This window comes from Arthrobacter sp. Leaf141, assembly GCF_001424565.1.
Lineage (GTDB): Bacteria > Actinomycetota > Actinomycetes > Actinomycetales > Micrococcaceae > Arthrobacter.
In genome coordinates this window covers 183,463-200,650 of the sequence record NZ_LMOL01000045.1, presented here as the reverse complement: position 1 = coordinate 200,650, position 17,188 = coordinate 183,463, and the positions used below count along the sequence as shown (strand labels likewise).

Here is a 17,188-nt window from a genome sequence, read left to right as displayed (position 1 = left end):
CATGGCCATCGAACTCGTCACAACGGTCACCGGCCTGCAGGCCGCAAGCGCCCGCCTCTTGGCCGCCCGGAGCGGGGCTTCGCAGGCCCTGGTGCCCACCATGGGCGCCCTTCACGAAGGACACGCGGCCCTGGCGCGGGCCGCCGTCGAAAACAACGACGTGGTGGTGGCGTCCATCTTCGTGAATCCGCTGCAGTTCGGGGACGCCACGGACCTGGACCGTTATCCCCGCACCCTGGAAGCGGACCTGGCCCTCCTTGAAGCGGAAGGTGTGGACCTCGTGTTCGCCCCCTCCGTGGACGAGGTCTACCCGGGCGGCGAACCGCTGGTCCGGCTGACCTCAGGCCGGCTTGGCGACAAATGGGAGGGCGCGTCCCGTCCCGGCCACTTCGACGGCGCCCTCACCGTGGTGGCCAAACTGCTGCACTACGGCACCCCCGCGGCAGGGCTGGCCGCAGGCGCCCCCACACCCTCAGCTGGAGCAGCGCTGACCGCCTACCGCGCGTACTTCGGGCAGAAGGATGCCCAGCAGCTGGCCCTGGTCCGGCGTATGGTGGCTGACCTGAACTTCCCCGTGGAAATCGTCGGTGTGCCCACCGTCAGGTCTGCGGAGGGGCTGGCACTCTCCAGCCGCAACCGGTTCCTCTCCCCGGCGGAACGGGACGCTGCCCTGGTCCTGTCCCGGGCCCTGCGCCTGCTCCAGGAACGCGCCAATGCCCGCGAACCGCTGGACCTCGGCTCGGCGCAGGCGCTGGTCGCGTCGCAGCCGCTTGTGGAACTTGATTACTTCGACGTGGTGGACCCGCGCACCCTCGAACCGTTGGCCGAGAACTGCCGCGAAACCCCCTTCAGCGGCGAGGCGCTGGCCCTGATCGCCGCCAAAGTAGGCCCCGTGCGGCTGATCGACAACCTTCCACTCAGCTCCTGATCCGGACGGGCAGGCATCAGGCATACTGATCTGATGCAGGCGACAACGGTGTTGGTCGAAGGCGAAAGTGACCGGCTGGCGGTCGAGGCGCTGGCCCTGGGTCTTGGCCACAACCTGGCAGCGGAACAGGTCGCGGTGGTGCCCATGGGCGGTGCCACCAGTATCGGCAGGTACCTCCGCCGCTACGGCCCCGGCGGCGCCGGCCACCGGCTGCTGGGCCTGTGCGATGCAGCCGAGTCCCCGTTCATTGCCCGCGCGCTCGGCAGGGCAGGCCTGGGGCCGGGCACCCTGGCGTCGCTGGGCTTCCAAATCTGCAGCTCCGATCTGGAAGACGAGCTCATCCGCTGCCTGGGCGTGGAGTGTGTGCTCGGCATCATCGAGGCCCAGGGCGAACTGCCGTCCTTCCGGCTCCTGCAACGCCAGCCTTCCCTCCGGGACCGGACCGAAACGGCGCAGCTGCACCGTTTCTTCGGCGGCCGCAGCGGCAACAAGATCAGGTACGCGCCGCTGCTGGTCCGTGCCCTGCCGGCCGGGCACGCGCCGGAGCCGCTGGCCCGCCTCGTGGCCTGCTTCCCGGCGGCAGCGGCGACAGCAGCCAGCACCCCGCACTCGGGACCCAGATAGTCAGCTTGCTTATCACTTTGATTGTTCCTAGGCTGGAAACCGTCAGGCAAGCAACTCTTGGAGCGGCCATTGCCGCGCCCTTCCGGGCGCGGTCCGGTCCCGCTCCGCACCGAGGAGGACCAATGTCAGAACACAGCATCAGCGGTAAAAAGGTAGCGTTCCTGCTCACGGACGGCGTGGAGCAGGTCGAGCTGACCAGCCCCTGGCAGGCCGTCAGGGATGCCGGCGGCGAACCCACCCTGGTGGCACCCGCCAGCGGCCGGCTGCAGGGCTATAACGGTACGGACAAGGGCGACACCTTTGAAGTGGACCTCACCGTGGCCGAAGCCAACGCCGGCGACTACGACGCGCTGGTCCTTCCCGGCGGCGTGGTGAACGCCGACCACCTCCGCGTGGACCAGGACGCACAGCGCTTCGCCCGGAACTTCTTCGAACAGCACAAGCCGGTGGCCTCGATCTGCCACGCCCCATGGTTGTTGATCGAGGCAGGCGTGCTCAACGGACGGAACGTGACCTCGTACCACACGCTCCGGACCGACCTGGTCAACGCCGGCGCCAACTGGACGGACGAGGAAGTGGTGGTGGACCAGGGCCTGGTCACCAGCCGGAACCCGGACGACCTGCCGGCCTTCAACGCCAAACTGGTGGAGGAGATCGCCGAAGGGCAGCACGCAGGCCAGACCGCCTGATCTCCGGGCCCAGGCCCCCAGTGTTCCCTCAGGGTTAAGGAAAATATTCCGTGCGGAGGAATTAGTCCGGCCGCTAGAATGTTTGCATCTGCAGCGGCGATTCCCGCGCACCCACTTCTTCTTACTCCCTGAGGGAACACCCATGTCTACCGAAGTATCGCCCAACACCAGCGGACAGCCAGCTCCGGCCGCGGCAACCACCCCTGCCGCGCCGGAGAAGATGTCCCGGGAATCCGTGACGGTCATCGCCACGCTCCTGGTGGCCACCTTCGTGGTGATCCTCAACGAAACCATCATGAACGTGGCGATGCAGCGCCTGATGGTGGATCTCCAGGTGGATGCCCCCACCGTGCAGTGGCTCTCCACCGGCTTTATGCTCACCATGGCGATTGTCATCCCCACCACGGGCTTCATCCTGCAGAGCCTTTCCACCCGGGCCGTGTTTATGCTGGCCATGGGACTCTTTTCCGTAGGCACCGCGCTGGCCGCAGTGGCCCCGGGCTTCGAAATCCTCCTGCTGGCCCGCATCATCCAGGCCGGCGGCACCGCCATCATGCTGCCGCTGCTGATGACCACCATCCTTACGCTGGTTCCCATGTCGCGTCGCGGCGCCGTGATGGGCAACGTCAGCATCGCCATCTCCGTGGCGCCGGCCATGGGCCCCACCGTCTCGGGCCTGATCCTTGAGCACTTCACCTGGCGGTTCATGTTTGTGTTTGTCCTGCCCGTGGCCCTCGTGGCGCTGGCCATCGGCGCAAAGTACCTCACCAACATCGGTGAAGCCGAAAAGACCAAGCTGGACATCGTCTCAGTACTGCTCACCGTTCCCGCCTTCGGCGGCCTGGTCTACGGCCTGAGCCAGATCGGCGGCGGCCATGGCGGCGACGCCGGGCCCGCCACCACGGCGATCGCGGCCCTGGTCATCGGCGTCGCGAGCCTGGCCGTTTTTGTGCTCCGCCAGGTCCGGCTGCAGAAGTCCGCGGCGCCCCTGCTCGACCTGCGCGCGTTCAAGCTGCGGATGTTCACCGTCTCCGTCCTGCTGATGGTTGTGGCCATGATGGCGCTGTTCGGCGGCGTGATCCTGCTGCCGCTGTACCTGCAGGAAGTCCGGGGCCTCGGTTCACTGGAGACCGGCCTGGCGCTGCTCCCCGGTGGCCTGGCCATGGGCCTGCTTGGCCCCGTGGTGGGCCGGCTGTTCGACCGGATCGGGCCGCTGCCCCTCACCGTCACCGGCTCCGTCATGATGGTCCTGACCCTGTGGCAGTTCTCCATGCTCGACGCCGGCACGCCCGTCTGGTGGATCATCACCCTGCACGTGGGACTCAGCCTGGGCCTGGCCCTGCTGTTCACGCCGGCCTTCACCACCGGCCTGAACCCGCTGCCGCCCCACCTGTACTCACACGGCTCAGCGATCATGAGCACCACGCAGCAGGTGGCCGGCGCCGCCGGCACGGCGCTGCTGGTGTCCATCTTCTCCGTGGTGTCAGCGACGTCCGGGCTGGTTGCCGGAATGAGTGCCGCCTTTATGACGGCGACGGTGATTGCCCTGGCTGCCGTTGTCCTGTCCGCCATGATGCGCAAGACGGACGCTGCGGGCGCGGCCGGCGGTCACGGCACCCACTGACCCCCGCCCCAACTAGCTCGCAGTTGTTGTCGTTTAGACCCGTCAAAACGACAACAACTGCGAGCTAGTTGGGATGCTCAGGGAGGTTGGTGAGCCGGGGCGCAGGAACCGTCAGCCTGCGAAGAAGTCGCTCAGCTCCTGGATCAGCCGGTCCGGGGCCTTGATCACACCGTCGTGCCCCATGCCGGGCAGGATGGTGTAGCTGGAGCCGGAGAGCACGTCGTGGATCTGGCCGCAGGCCACGCCGAAGTAAGCGGGGCTCTTCTCGCCCACCACGATCAGGGTTTCCAGCGGCAGTTCAAGGAACGGCTCGGCGGGCATGTCCGCGGCGATGATGGCCTTGATTTCGCGGACGCCCGTCCGCATCATGTCCCGCTGCTGCCGGCCCTCGCTGGTGCCGGCGGTCAGCTTGTTGGCGAGCGTCAGCATGGACAGCGGCATCCGGGACGAGAAGCTGCTGCCGCCTGACTCCAGGCCGCGCTTCATTACGGCCAGGGCGCGGTCGTCGTCGCCCGCAGCGGCGGCGCGTTCGTATTCGGCGGTCCAATCGGCGGTGACGCTGTGGTTCACGGACACCGCGGGGTCGTACACGGCGAGCCGCTCCACGGGCAGGGTCCGCGCCGCGTGCAGCGCCACGGCGCCGCCGAAGCTGTGCCCGAACACGTCAGTGCTGGACGTGTGCTTCATGATGGTGTCGAGGTCCCGGATATCCACATCCAGCGTGTAGTCCTCCGGCTGGGGTGAGGAAGAACCCCGCCCGCGGCGGTTGAACGTGTGGACGGGGCGGCCCAGGGCAGCGCTGAGCTTCTGGGCGAACTTGGTGTAGTCGGCAGCCGTCACCATGGACGGTGGCACCACAACGATGCCGGAACCGGCCTTGGCCAGTTCAGCGCCGGTGGAAAAGAGCTCCAGAGTGCCGCCGTCGGGGGTCCTGATGTTCTCGCGCGTCATGGTCGAAGCCTAGCCGAGCAATCCGGACGCAGGCGATACGCACCCTGATGCTCAGCCCTTGAAGTACTCCGAAATGTCGGTGACCAGTTCATTCACCGCGGCCGGGATGGAGCCGTGGAATCCCTTCGGCGAGAGTTCATAGGTGCTGCCGGGAACGGCCGCGTGCAGCCGTTCGGCGGTGACCTTGTAATAGCCGGGGCTTTTCCCGCCCGCCATGAAGTGGGTGTTTGCCGGCAGCACCCGGAAATCCCTGGCGGATTCGGCCTCGTTGTACGCGGCCCGCAATTCGCCCACGGCGCTCGGCATAACGTCGCGGAACACCTTGTTCACCTTGGTCCGTGACACCAGCGCCATCAGTCCCGCCAGGATGGGCTCGGGGACACGGGCCATTGCCGATCCGGGATTGACCGCCCGTTTCGCATGAGCCAGGGCATGGCCCAGCTTCCCGTCGTTGACCGCCGCCTCAAACCCGTCCAGCCAGGCGGTGTCGATGCTCCCATCAATGTTCACGGCGGCGTCGTACACGGCCAGCTTGTCCGGAACGTACGCCGTCCCGGTGAACTCCTGGACGGCGTTCAGGGCCACCGAGCCGCCCAGGCTGTGGCCCAGGATATTCCGGGCGCCGGTGGCGTCCAGGACCGTCCGGACGTCTTCGATCTCCGTGGCCATGGAGTAGCCGGGAGGCTGCGGGGTGGAACTGCCCCGGCCGCGGCGGTCGTAGACGTCCACGGCCCAGCCCGGTCCCAGCCCGTCGGCCAGCGCAATCGAAAACGGCCGGTAAATCAACGCCGTGAGGAAAGCGCCGCCGATAACCACCACCCGGCGTTCGCCCGGCGCGTCCTCGGTGCCGTAACTGTACAAAGCCAGCCGGCCGCCGTCGTGCGTTGGAAGTGCCTGTTCTTTCACCACCCCATCCTAGGCTTCCGGCCCCGGACGGCCCGGCAAGCCCGGATGGGTGGCGTCCCGTAAACTTGATGACTGTGACTTCCCAAAACACCCCCGCCCCCAAAAACGCACCCGAGCCCCTCGACGCCAGCGAGCAGATGCGGATCCGCATGGAGAAGCGCGCCAAACTGATCGAGCGGGGCGCCGAGGCGTATCCGGTGGGAGTGGAACGGACCCACTCGCTGACGGAGATCCGCGAAAAGTACTCCCACCTTGAGGCCGACGACGCCTCGGGGGAGACCGTAGGCATCACCGGGCGCGTGGTGTTTGTCCGCAACACCGGAAAGCTTTGCTTCGCTACCCTCCAGGAAGGCGGCGTGGACGGCAAGGGTGCACGCCTGCAGGCGATGCTCAGCCTCGCCAACGTGGGCGAGGAGGCGCTGGCCGACTGGAAGGCGCTGGTGGACCTGGGTGACCACGTGTTCATCAAGGGAGAGGTGATTTCCTCCCGCCGCGGTGAACTCTCCGTGATGGCCGATTCCTGGTCCATGGCTTCCAAGGCGCTGCGCCCGTTGCCGGTGCTGCATGCAGAACTGAGCGAGGAAACCCGCGTTCGCCAGCGCTACGTTGACCTGATGGTCCGTGACGAGGCCCGCGAGATGGTCTACACCCGCGCGGCGATCACCCGCTCCATCCGTGAGACGCTGTTCAAGCGCCGCTACGTTGAGGTGGAAACCCCGATCCTGCAGCTGGTCCACGGCGGCGCCCTCGCCCGGCCCTTCGAGACCCACATGAACGCCTTCGACCAGAAGATGACCCTGCGGATCGCCACCGAGCTGTACCTCAAGCGTGCCGTGGTGGGCGGAATCGACCGGGTGTACGACATGGGCCGCGTGTTCCGCAACGAGGGCGTGGACTCCACCCACAGCCCCGAATTCACCACGCTGGAATGCTACGAGGCCTGGGCGGACCAGTTCGTGATGGCCGAACGCATGCGCGAAATCATCCTCGACGCCGCAGATTCCGTTGGCGCCGGCCGTGTGCTGCAGACCGACGCCGGGGAGATCAACCTCGACGGCGAATGGGCCTGGCTGTCCGTCTACCCGGGACTTTCTGACGCCGTTGGCCAGGAAGTCACGCCGGACACGTCCGTTGAGGTGCTTCGCGGGATCGCCGAAAAGCACGAAGTGAAGGTTGACCCCAAGTGGGATGCCGAGAAGCTTGCCGTGGAGCTCTTCGGCGAAATCGTCGAACCCACCCTCCTGAACCCCACGTTCGTTTACGACTACCCGCCCTCGGCGCAGCCGCTGGCCCGCCCGCACCGCGAGGACGGCCGGCTCATCGAGGCCTGGGACCTCATCATCGGCGGCATGGAGCGCGGCACCGCCTTCTCCGAACTGATCGACCCCGTCATCCAGCGGGACCGGCTCACCGAGCAGTCCCGGCACGCCGCCGCAGGCGATGACGAGGCCATGCAGCTCGACGAGGACTTCCTGCGGGCCCTGGAATACGGCGCCCCGCCCATGGGCGGCATCGGCCTGGGCATCGACCGGCTGGTGATGCTCTTCACGGGTGCCGGCATCCGCGAAACCATCCTGTTCCCACTCCTGAAGCCCGAAGGAAACTGACCGTGGAGTATGTAGCTGTCCTTGTACCCTCCCTGGTGGTGGGCCTGCTGTTCTGGTTCGCGATGAAGTCAATCTTCAATGCGGACAAATCCGAGCGGCAGGCAGAGGCGCGTGCGCAGGCCGAGGCGGATGCCAAAGCGGCCGGCCACGGTCCGGTTTCCAATAACTAAACCCTGTGAACTTTCCGGGAATATAGCCAGGAACCATTGCGTACTTTGACGCGTTGCCATAAAGAGAGTAAAACTTTTTAGGAAACATCCTGCTTCTCTGAAAATCCACCCCTCACAAGGAAGTCTTTTAATGGCACAGAAAGTAAACATCATCCTCGTTGATGATCTGGATGGGGGATCCGCAGACGAGAATGTAAAGTTTGGCCTTGACGGGGCCAACTATGAGATCGACCTCTCGGCAGCTAATGCCGCCGAGCTCCGCACTTCGCTGGAGCGCTTTATCGACGCCGGCCGTAAGACGTCCGGTGGCCGCGCGGCCCGCGCCAAGGCGCCCGCTGCCGGCCGGAACAATGATTCGGCGCAGATTCGCCAGTGGGCCCGTGATAACGGCTACACCGTTAACAGCCGCGGCCGAATTCAGGCGGAAATCCAGGAAGCCTACCAAAAGGCAAATTCCTAGCCCTGCGCAGTGATGCACGGAAAGCCGCGCCGCCCGGACTCCGGGAAGCGCGGTTTTTTGTGTTCCAGCCGCGAATGCGGTCCGGCCCGCAAAAACCGCATACTTTGTTGTGGCTAACCGAAGCGGCACCGGATTTGTCAATTCATTTGGGCCGGGGTATTTTTTCCTCCCGCCGGATGCTGCCGGCACCCCCCGGAAATGCCGGCAACGGCGGCCGGCTGCTATTCGGGACCGGTCCCGGTTTCCCCCGTGGCGAACACGCTCCCCATCTTGTAGCGGGCCACGTAGCATCAAAGTACGTCGTAGCTAGGAGTGTGGCGAAATGTTTGAGCGATTTACGGACCGTGCCCGTCGCGTAGTGGTGCTTGCCCAAGAAGAGGCACGCATGCTGAACCACAATTACATCGGTACCGAACACATCCTCTTGGGTCTGATCCATGAAGGTGAGGGCGTTGCCGCCAAAGCTCTTGAGTCCTTGAGCATTTCGCTCGACGGCGTTCGCGAGCAGGTGCAGGAGATCATCGGTCAGGGCCAGCAGGCCCCGTCCGGCCATATCCCCTTCACCCCCCGCGCCAAGAAGGTCCTGGAACTCTCGCTGCGCGAGGCGCTCCAGCTGGGCCACAACTACATCGGCACTGAGCACATCCTGCTTGGCCTGATCCGGGAAGGTGAAGGCGTTGCCGCCCAGGTGCTGGTCAAGCTCGGCGCCGACCTCAACCGGGTCCGCCAGCAGGTCATCCAGCTGCTGTCCGGCTACCAGGGCAAGGAAACCACCGGCGCAGGCGTCGGCCCGGGCCAGCCCGAAGGCACCCCTGCGGGTTCGGTGGTCCTGGACCAGTTTGGCCGGAACCTCACCCAGGCTGCCCGCGAGAACAAGCTGGACCCGGTCATTGGACGCGAGCAGGAGATGGAACGCGTTATGCAGGTCCTCTCCCGCCGCACCAAGAACAACCCGGTCCTGATCGGTGAGCCCGGCGTCGGCAAGACCGCCGTCGTTGAGGGCCTCGCCCAGGCGATCGTCCGCGGCGACGTCCCCGAGACCATCAAGGACAAGCAGCTGTACACCCTGGACCTCGGTTCACTGGTGGCAGGCTCGCGGTACCGCGGTGACTTCGAGGAGCGCCTGAAGAAAGTCCTCAAGGAGATCCGCACCCGCGGCGACATCATCCTCTTCATCGACGAGATCCACACCCTGGTGGGTGCGGGTGCCGCCGAAGGTGCCATTGATGCTGCGTCCATCCTCAAGCCCATGCTGGCCCGCGGGGAACTGCAGACCATCGGCGCCACCACGCTTGATGAGTACCGCAAGCACATCGAGAAAGACGCCGCGCTGGAGCGCCGCTTCCAGCCGATCCAGGTCAAGGAACCCTCCGTGGCGCATGCCATCGAGATCCTCAAGGGCCTGCGTGACCGCTACGAGGCACACCACCGCGTCACCATCACCGACGGCGCCCTGGCCTCCGCGGCCAGCCTCGCCGAACGGTACATCTCCGACCGCTTCCTGCCGGACAAGGCGATCGACTTGATCGACGAGGCCGGCGCACGCCTGCGCATCCGCCGCATGACCGCGCCGCCGGAGCTCAAGGCCATGGACGAGCGCATCGCCAAGCTCAAGCTGGAAAAGGAGTCCGCGATTGATGCGCAGGACTTCGAGGGTGCCGCTTCGCTCCGTGACAAGGAGCAGAAGATGATCACCGAGCGGGCCGAAAAGGAACGCCACTGGAAGTCCGGCGGCATGGACGACATCTCCGAGGTGGATGAGGACCTCATCGCCGAGGTGCTGGCGAACTCCACCGGCATCCCCGTCTTCAAGCTCACCGAGGAAGAATCCTCGCGACTGCTCAAGATGGAAGACGAACTGCACAAGCGCGTGGTGGGCCAGAACGAGGCCATCAGGGCACTGTCGCAGGCAATCCGCCGGACCCGCGCCGGACTCAAGGACCCCAAGCGTCCGGGTGGCTCGTTCATCTTCGCCGGCCCCACCGGCGTCGGCAAGACCGAACTGGCCAAGGCCCTCGCGGAATTCCTGTTCGGTGAGGAGGACGCCCTCATCACCCTGGACATGTCCGAATACTCCGAGAAGCACACCGTCTCGCGGCTCTTCGGTGCCCCTCCGGGCTACGTGGGCTACGAGGAAGGCGGCCAGCTGACCGAGAAGGTCCGGCGCCGTCCGTTCTCAGTGGTCCTGTTCGACGAAGTGGAAAAGGCCCACGCGGACCTCTTCAACTCCCTGCTGCAGATCCTGGAGGACGGCCGGCTGACCGACTCCCAGGGCCGGGTGGTGGACTTCAAGAACACCGTGATCATCATGACCACCAACCTGGGCACCCGGGACATCTCCAAGACCGTGGCCACCGGCTTCCAGTCGGGCACGGACACGCAGACCGGCTACAACCGGATGCGGGCCCGCGTCACGGAGGAACTCAAGCAGCACTTCCGCCCCGAGTTCCTGAACCGCGTTGACGATGTTGTGGTGTTCCCGCAGCTCACCCAGGACGAGATCATCGAGATCGTGGACCTGTTCGTCAACCGCCTGGAGAAGCGGCTCAAGGACAAGGACATGGGCATCGAGCTCACGCCCGCGGCCAAGGTCCTCCTCGCCACCCGCGGTTACGACCCCGCCATGGGCGCCCGGCCGCTGCGCCGGACCATCCAGCGCGAGATCGAGGACCAGCTCTCCGAGAAGATCCTGTTCGGCGAGATCCACGCCGGTGACATCGTGGTGGTGGATGTGGAAGGCGACGGCGACGAAGCCAAGTTCACGTTCGCCGGTAACGCCAAGCCACGCATCCCGGAGATCGCTCCGAGCGTCTAGCGCCAGCGACGAAAGCCCCGCCCTCTCCCACCAGGAGAGGGCGGGGCTTCCGCGTTTAACCCGGGATCCGTTCCCTGGCCGGGCCCGCCGCGACGAAACCATGCGTACTGTGTCCTGGCGCACAAAACGTGTTTGAATCGGACGCATGGCTACCCTGAAACCGGAGACCCCGGAAGAGCAACCACTGACCCCGTTCCACAACCTCGACCACTACCTCTCCATCCCCCGGGTAAGTGGCCTGAGCCTGAGCCCGGACGGCACCCGCCTGGTCACCGCCGTCGGCACCCTGAACAGCAAGGGCACCGCATTTGCCTCCGCCCTGTGGGAAATCGACCCGGCCGGCCGGCAGCAGGCCCGCCGCATCACCCGCAGCGCCAAGGGCGAGGCCGGCGCATGCTTCGCCGCCAACGGTGACGTCTACTTCACCTCCGCCCGCCCCGATCCGGAGAGCCCGGAGGACGAGCCCGTCAGCGCGCTCTGGCTCCTGCCCGCGGGCGGCGGCGAAGCCCGGATCGTCCTGAGCCGGCCCGGTGGCGTGTCGGCCGTGAAAACCGCCAGGAACGCCGCTGCGGCCTTCGTGACCGCGGACGTCCTGGCCGGGTCCGCAGACGAGGAGGACGACGCTGCGCGCCGCAAGGCCCGCAAAGACAACAAGGTTTCCGCCATCCTGCACAGCGAATACCCGGTGCGGTACTGGGACGAGGACCTGGGCCCCGGCCAGCCCCGCATTTTCGCCGTGGAACCCGGGGCCGGCGATGCTCCAGGGAAGCCCGCCACGGTGGACGCCACCGCGCCGCTGGCCCTCCGGAACCTCACCCCGGACGCCGGTGCCAGGCTCCGGGAAGCGGAAACGGCTGTGAGCCCTGACGGCCGGACCATTTACACCAGTTACACCAAGCCGCTGGCCAGGGCAGACAGCCGGTTTGTGCTGGTGGCCGTGGACGTGGCGTCCGGCACGCAGGAAGTCCTACTGGACCAGGAAGGCATGAGCTTCTTTCCCGGCCCCGTCAGCCCGGACGGCAGCACGCTGGTGGTGGTCAGTGAGAGTGATTCCACTCCCCACCAGGCGCCGGAAATCAAGCTGCACCTGCTGGACGTATCAGCGGGCCGGGGGGTTGTGGCGCTGCAGCCGCTGGCGCACGACTGGGACCGGTGGGCCAAGCCCGCGGCCTGGCTCCCTGACGGGTCCGCCCTCCTGGTGACCGCGGACGACGACGGCGCGTCGCCGGTTTTCCGGATCAGCGTCCCGTCCGCTGCGGCTGAAGTCGGTATCACCCGGGTAACGCAGGACGCCGCGGCGTATACCGACGTTGTGGTGTCCCCGGAAGGCCGCACAGCCTATGCCCTGCGGAGCTCCTACGAATTCCCGCCCGAAGCGGTCCGGATCGACCTGGCCACGGGCGAGACCACACGGTTGCCGGCCCCCACTGAGCGGCCCGTGGCCTCCGGACGGCTTGAACGGATCGCCGCCACCGCCGCCGACGGCTCCCGGGTGCCCGCGTACCTGGCACTGCCGGAGGGTGCGTCCGCAGCCTCGCCCGCCCCGATGCTGCTCTGGATACACGGCGGTCCGCTGGGATCCTGGAACGCGTGGACCTGGCGCTGGAACCCCTGGCTGCTCACGGCCAAGGGATACGCCGTGCTGCTCCCGGACCCGGCATTGTCCACCGGCTACGGCCAGGCCTACATCCAGCGCGGCTGGGGAGCCTGGGGCAAGGCGCCGTTCACGGACCTTATGGCCGTCACCGACGCGGCAGAGGAACGGGTGGACATCGACGGGACCCGCACGGCCGCCATGGGCGGGTCCTTCGGCGGATACATGGCGAACTGGGTGGCAGGACAGACCGACAGGTTCAAGGCCATTGTGACCCACGCCAGCCTTTGGGCGCTGGACCAGTTCGGCCCCACCACCGACTCCTCCCAGTACTGGCTGAAGGAAATGACGGAGGAGATGGCGCGGGAGAACTCCCCGCATCTGCACGTCGAAAAGATCAGCACCCCCATGCTGGTCATCCACGGGGACAAGGACTACCGCGTGCCCATCGGCGAGGGCCTGCGGCTCTGGTACGAACTGCTGTCCAAATCACAGTTGGCAGCCGACCGGGACGGGCAGACCCCGCACCGGTTCCTGTACTTCCCGGACGAAAACCACTGGGTCCTCCAGCCCAACCACTCGAAGATCTGGTACCAGGTGGTGGAGTCATTCCTGGCCCGCAACGTGCTGGACCAGGAAACCGAACTGCCCGGGGAGTTGGGTCTCTAGCCGCCCCCGTACCCTACGGCACCGTCATCCGGGCCGCTTCCTTGAGCGGAAGAAGCCCGGATTTCGGTGCCGTTGCAAGGCCCCAACTAGGATTGGCCTGTGACGAATTCCTTCGAGATCCGCCCTGCCCGCACCGATGATGTTTCCGCCATCAAGAAGCTTGTGGCGCCCCTGGCCGAGGAGCGGATCCTGATGGCCAAGGAAACCGTCGCCTACTACGAAAGCCTCCAGGAGTTCCTGATCGCCGAGTCCGCCGACGGCGAGGTGATCGGCTGCGGCGCCCTCCACGTGATGTGGGAGGACCTGGCCGAGGTCCGCACCCTTGCGGCGTCGCAGGACCGGCGTGGCCAGGGCATCGGCCATGTGCTGGTGGAGAGCCTCCTGGAGCGGGCCCGGGCCCTCGGAGTCAACCGGGTCTTCTGCCTGACGTTCGAGGTGGACTTCTTCAAGCGCCACGGCTTCGAGGTTATGGCGGACCAGTCGGCGGTGGACCCTGTGGTCTACTCAGAGCTCCTGCGTTCCCACGATGAGGGCGTCGCGGAGTTCCTCGACCTGGCGCGGGTCAAGCCCAACACTCTTGGCAACACCCGCATGATCCGCGTCCTCTAGGCCGGAATTCCAAATAAGACGTCGAAGGCAGTACTGTCTTGGCTTTATTCGATTTGATGGATAAACTAGCGGTGGCCGGGAATGGGGGCCCGGAAAGGGACAGTCATTGGGGGCTGTCCCTTTTTCGTGTTGAAACACCCCAGGGCCCGGCCGGTGCCTACCTTTGCCCGGCCTGCCGGTAGTAGGGTCGTCTGTGACATCCTTCAGGAGCACAGCCAGGAGCAACGCCGTGAAGAAACTCATCAACGATCCCCGTTCAGTGGTCGGGGAAAGTGTTGCCGGCTTCGGCCTGGCGCACGCTGACCTCGTGAGCGTTAACGCCGATCCGGCCTTCATCACCCGCAAGGATGCGCCGGTGGCAGGCAAGGTGGGGTTGCTCTCCGGCGGCGGCAGCGGCCATGAGCCCCTCCACGCCGGATTTGTGGGCCGTGGCATGCTCGACGCCGCCGTCCCGGGCGCCGTGTTCACCTCGCCGACGCCGGACCAGATCCTGCCCGCCACAATGGCCGTGGATTCAGGCGCCGGAGTGGTGCACATCGTGAAGAACTACACCGGCGATGTGCTGAATTTCGAGACCGCCGGCGAACTGGCCGAAGCCGAGGGGATCCGCGTCCGCACCGTCCTGGTCAACGATGACGTGGCTGTGGAGGATTCGCTCTACACGGCGGGCCGGCGGGGTGTGGCAGGGACCTTGCTGGTGGAAAAAATCGCCGGCGCGGCGGCCGAACGCGGCGATGACCTGGACACGGTGGCCGGAATCGGCGAACGCGTCAACCTCAACGTCCGCACCATGGGGGTGGCGTTGTCCGCCTGCACCGTACCGCACGCCGGGACGCCCAGCTTCGACCTCGCCGGGGACGAAATCGAGATCGGCATCGGCATCCACGGGGAACCCGGCCGGCACCGGATTGCCATGGAAAACGCCGACGGCATCACTGACCGGCTGCTGGAGCCCGTCCTGTCCGACCTGAAGATCGAAGCGGGTGAGCAGGTGCTCCTGTTTGTGAACGGCATGGGCGGAACCCCGTTGAGCGAGCTGTACATCGTGTACCGGCGGGCAGCGCAGGTACTGGTTGACCACGGGGCCGTGGTGGCCCGCTCGCTGGTGGGCAACTACGTCACGGCCCTGGAAATGCAGGGCTGCTCCATCTCGGTCCTGCGCCTGAACGATGAACTCACCGCCCTGTGGGACGCGCCGGTCCACACCGCCGCCCTGCGCTGGGGGGCCTGAGCATGCTGCTGGATACTAACTGGACCCTGAAGTGGCTGACGCTGTGCGCGCAGGCCATGGCAGGACACCGGATGGAACTGATCGAGCTGGACCGGGCCATCGGTGATTCGGACCACGGCGAGAACATGGACAGGGGATTCCAGGCAGTCCTGGAAAAGCTCGCCGAAGCGCCGCCGGAAACACCGGGTGCCGCGCTGAAGCTGGCCGCCATGACGCTGATGTCGAAGGTGGGCGGCGCCGCCGGGCCGCTGTACGGCACGGCCTTCCTCCGCGCCGCAACCGCCCTGGGTGACGCCACCGAGATTGATTCCGCGGCATGGGCCGCTGCGCTGGCCGCAGGGCGGGACGGCATCGTGGCCCGGGGCAAGGCCGAAACCGGCGACAAAACAATGGTGGACGCCTGGACACCGGCGGTGGATGCCGCCCGGGCGGCCGTTGACGCCGGCGCCCCGGACGTCCTCACGATCCTTGTGGCCGCCGCAGAGGCCGCCGAAGCGGGTGCTGCGGCCACAGACCCGCTGGTGGCACGCAAGGGCCGGGCCAGCTACCTGGGGGAGCGCAGCGCCGGGCACCGCGACCCGGGAGCTGCTTCCAGCGCCTTGATCTTCCGGGCAGCAGTGGGGGCCGCGGCATGACCATCAGCCTGGTAGTGGTGTCCCATAGTGAAAAAATTGCCGACGGCGCCGCGGAACTTGCCGCCCAGATGGCCCCGGATGTGCAGATCCTGGCAGCCGGGGGCACCATGGACGGCAGCATTGGCACCAGCCTGGAAAGGGTCCTGGCGGCCCTCGAGAAGGCTGCGGACGGCGGGGTGGTGGTCCTCGCGGACCTGGGCTCGGCCGTGATGACCGCCGAATCGGCGATGGAGTTTGTGGATAATCCGCACGGTGTGGTGCTGGCCGACGCGCCCCTGGTGGAAGGCCTGGTGGCTGCGGCGGTCGCAGCCCAGGGCGGGGCCGGGCTGCACGCGGTAAAGCGGGCGGCCGAGGCAGCGGGCGCACCGCCGCGCAGCCCGGAGGTTCCGGCGGCGCAGGTGGCCGAGGGCTCCGTCACAGGTCCGGGCCCGGACTTCACCGGCGACTTTGAGCTCATCAACCAGGCCGGCCTGCACGCCCGGCCGGCGGCCAGGATCGCCGGCGGCGTCGCAGCACTGGATGCCAGGGTAACCCTGAACGGTGTGGACGCGGCATCGATGACGGCGCTGATGACCCTCGCTGCTGGCAAGGGCCAGGGTATCCATGTCCAGGCCTGGGGTCTGGACGCGGAACGGGCGGTGAACTACATTGGCGGGCTGGTGCAGGCCGGCTTCGGCGAGCCGTAGGCCGGACCCCACCCCAATCAGGCGCCCGGCGGTGTGTTCAGGGCGGCATTGTCCGGCCCTGGCCATAAGCTCGATGCCATGGAACGGCCCCACCTGGAAGAAACCCCTGCCGAGATCGAAGTGCTTGACGGACAGATGTCCGTTGAGGAGCTCCTGGCTGAGCTCGGCTTTGACTGGCACGCCTGCACCTCGCAGCCGCAGGCAGTCTCCGGAGCAGCTGCCGAGGATCCCTTCGGCCAGCCTGCCCTCTTCTGACGGCGCCCCGGACAGCATCAGGAAGCGGGCTGCAGCCCCGCACTGTCCAGGATCACGGACGCCGAGAGGTATCGGGGGCACTGCTCCCCGAATGGATACCCCGCGCTGGGCTTGAACACCAGGGAGCGGACGGGCAGGGCGCCGCCGGCCGCGGTTCCGGTCACCGTTGCGGTGATCGGGGACTCGGTCAGGACACCCAGGTCGAGGTTTCCCACTTTGGTGCCGTCCGGCGAGGCCGTGGCGGAGCAGACCCCGTCGGTGGTGCAGCCCTGGTCCACGGAGGTGCTGCCCGGCATCAGCTCAAGGTCGGCCTCGTGGCAACCGCCGTCCTGGCAGGCCACCAGGTGCACCACGTCAACCTGCGCCGCGTAGTTGGCGGCAACGGTGAGGGCCACACCGTTTGACTGGCCCAGGTCCGGGCACGCCACGCCGCCGGCGCCCGGCCCGCACGCGGTGAGTCCCGCCGTCGTGATCAATGCCAGAAGAACCCCGGGCCTGCGCATGCCTTCAGCGTAGGGCAGTTTGGCCTAGGGCAGCGGGAAAAAGCTGATGAAGAGGAACGAAGCCACACCGAAGACGGCGAAAAACGGGAGCAGGCAGCCCAGCGCAACCTTGGAGGCGGCCGAAACCTGCAGGGATTCGTTGGGATTGGCCGGGTTGTAGGCGACCTCAAGCGGGGACCCCGGTGTGGGGGCTGCTGCCCGGGAAACCTCGGATTTGCCCACAAAGAGCGTG

General features: G+C 66.7%; 17 protein-coding genes and 1 pseudogene. 14 read left to right on the top strand and 4 right to left on the bottom strand.

From position 1 onward, the window contains the following. Position 1: 1 nt before the first annotated feature. From ASF72_RS19570 to ASF72_RS19555, 4 genes are all read left to right on the top strand, one after another. Complete coding sequence (locus ASF72_RS19570) at positions 2–928, top strand: 4-phosphopantoate--beta-alanine ligase (RefSeq protein WP_056601704.1); 927 nt, start codon at positions 2–4, stop codon at positions 926–928. 33 nt (positions 929–961) lie between these two features. After that, positions 962–1,552: a TOPRIM nucleotidyl transferase/hydrolase domain-containing protein gene (locus ASF72_RS19565; protein WP_056601702.1), complete on the top strand. Its 591-nt coding sequence runs from the start codon at positions 962–964 to the stop codon at positions 1,550–1,552. A gap of 122 nt (positions 1,553–1,674) precedes the next feature. Continuing rightward, complete coding sequence (locus tag ASF72_RS19560) at positions 1,675–2,241, top strand: type 1 glutamine amidotransferase domain-containing protein (RefSeq protein ID WP_050683661.1); 567 nt, start codon at positions 1,675–1,677, stop codon at positions 2,239–2,241. Between the two features lie 142 nt (positions 2,242–2,383). After that, positions 2,384–3,865: a DHA2 family efflux MFS transporter permease subunit gene (locus ASF72_RS19555; RefSeq protein ID WP_056601699.1), complete on the top strand. Its 1,482-nt coding sequence runs from the start codon at positions 2,384–2,386 to the stop codon at positions 3,863–3,865. Between the two features lie 111 nt (positions 3,866–3,976). On the opposite strand, the gene ASF72_RS19550 is transcribed toward ASF72_RS19555, so the two are convergent. Together ASF72_RS19550 and ASF72_RS19545 are read right to left on the bottom strand one after the other, a co-directional pair. Then, a complete protein-coding gene (locus ASF72_RS19550) occupies positions 3,977–4,816 on the bottom strand; it encodes an alpha/beta fold hydrolase (RefSeq protein ID WP_050683659.1) in 840 nt (279 codons plus the stop codon). A 51-nt stretch (positions 4,817–4,867) separates the two neighbouring features. Then, positions 4,868–5,722 (bottom strand): alpha/beta fold hydrolase, encoded by an 855-nt coding sequence (locus ASF72_RS19545; RefSeq protein WP_050683658.1) that lies wholly within the window; start codon positions 5,720–5,722, stop codon positions 4,868–4,870. A 68-nt stretch (positions 5,723–5,790) separates the two neighbouring features. On the opposite strand from ASF72_RS19545, the gene lysS reads away from it, so the two are divergent. From lysS to ASF72_RS20745, 10 genes are all read left to right on the top strand, one after another. Continuing rightward, positions 5,791–7,329: a lysine--tRNA ligase gene (gene lysS, locus ASF72_RS19540; RefSeq protein ID WP_050683657.1), complete on the top strand. Its 1,539-nt coding sequence runs from the start codon at positions 5,791–5,793 to the stop codon at positions 7,327–7,329. 2 nt (positions 7,330–7,331) lie between these two features. Next, positions 7,332–7,499, top strand: a complete 168-nt coding sequence (locus ASF72_RS20750; RefSeq protein WP_164468860.1) for a hypothetical protein — start codon at positions 7,332–7,334, stop codon at positions 7,497–7,499. Between the two features lie 130 nt (positions 7,500–7,629). After that, positions 7,630–7,959, top strand: a complete 330-nt coding sequence (locus tag ASF72_RS19535) for a histone-like nucleoid-structuring protein Lsr2 (protein WP_050683656.1) — start codon at positions 7,630–7,632, stop codon at positions 7,957–7,959. Between the two features lie 322 nt (positions 7,960–8,281). After that, positions 8,282–10,774, top strand: a complete 2,493-nt coding sequence (locus ASF72_RS19530; protein WP_050683655.1) for an ATP-dependent Clp protease ATP-binding subunit — start codon at positions 8,282–8,284, stop codon at positions 10,772–10,774. Between the two features lie 145 nt (positions 10,775–10,919). Next, entirely contained in the window at positions 10,920–13,037 is a 2,118-nt protein-coding gene (locus ASF72_RS19525) for a S9 family peptidase (protein WP_056601697.1), read from the top strand. Between the two features lie 99 nt (positions 13,038–13,136). Further along, on the top strand, positions 13,137–13,646 hold the full coding sequence (locus ASF72_RS19520; RefSeq protein WP_050684788.1) for an amino-acid N-acetyltransferase: 510 nt from the start codon (positions 13,137–13,139) through the stop codon (positions 13,644–13,646). Between the two features lie 229 nt (positions 13,647–13,875). Then, a complete protein-coding gene (gene dhaK, locus ASF72_RS19515) occupies positions 13,876–14,877 on the top strand; it encodes a dihydroxyacetone kinase subunit DhaK (RefSeq protein ID WP_056601694.1) in 1,002 nt (333 codons plus the stop codon). Between the two features lie 2 nt (positions 14,878–14,879). Beyond that, complete coding sequence (dhaL, locus tag ASF72_RS19510) at positions 14,880–15,512, top strand: dihydroxyacetone kinase subunit DhaL (protein WP_056601691.1); 633 nt, start codon at positions 14,880–14,882, stop codon at positions 15,510–15,512. Beyond that, on the top strand, positions 15,509–16,198 hold the full coding sequence (gene dhaM / locus ASF72_RS19505; RefSeq protein ID WP_056601689.1) for a dihydroxyacetone kinase phosphoryl donor subunit DhaM: 690 nt from the start codon (positions 15,509–15,511) through the stop codon (positions 16,196–16,198). Before dhaL ends, dhaM begins: the two co-directional genes overlap by 4 nt. A 78-nt stretch (positions 16,199–16,276) precedes the next feature. Further along, positions 16,277–16,453 (top strand): hypothetical protein, encoded by a 177-nt coding sequence (locus ASF72_RS20745; RefSeq protein ID WP_164468859.1) that lies wholly within the window; start codon positions 16,277–16,279, stop codon positions 16,451–16,453. Between the two features lie 17 nt (positions 16,454–16,470). On the opposite strand, the gene ASF72_RS19500 is transcribed toward ASF72_RS20745, so the two are convergent. Beyond that, entirely contained in the window at positions 16,471–16,956 is a 486-nt protein-coding gene (locus ASF72_RS19500; RefSeq protein WP_056601686.1) for a hypothetical protein, read from the bottom strand. A 24-nt stretch (positions 16,957–16,980) separates the two neighbouring features. Continuing rightward, a pseudogene (locus ASF72_RS21190) lies at positions 16,981–17,188 on the bottom strand (DUF3592 domain-containing protein); the annotation flags it as partial.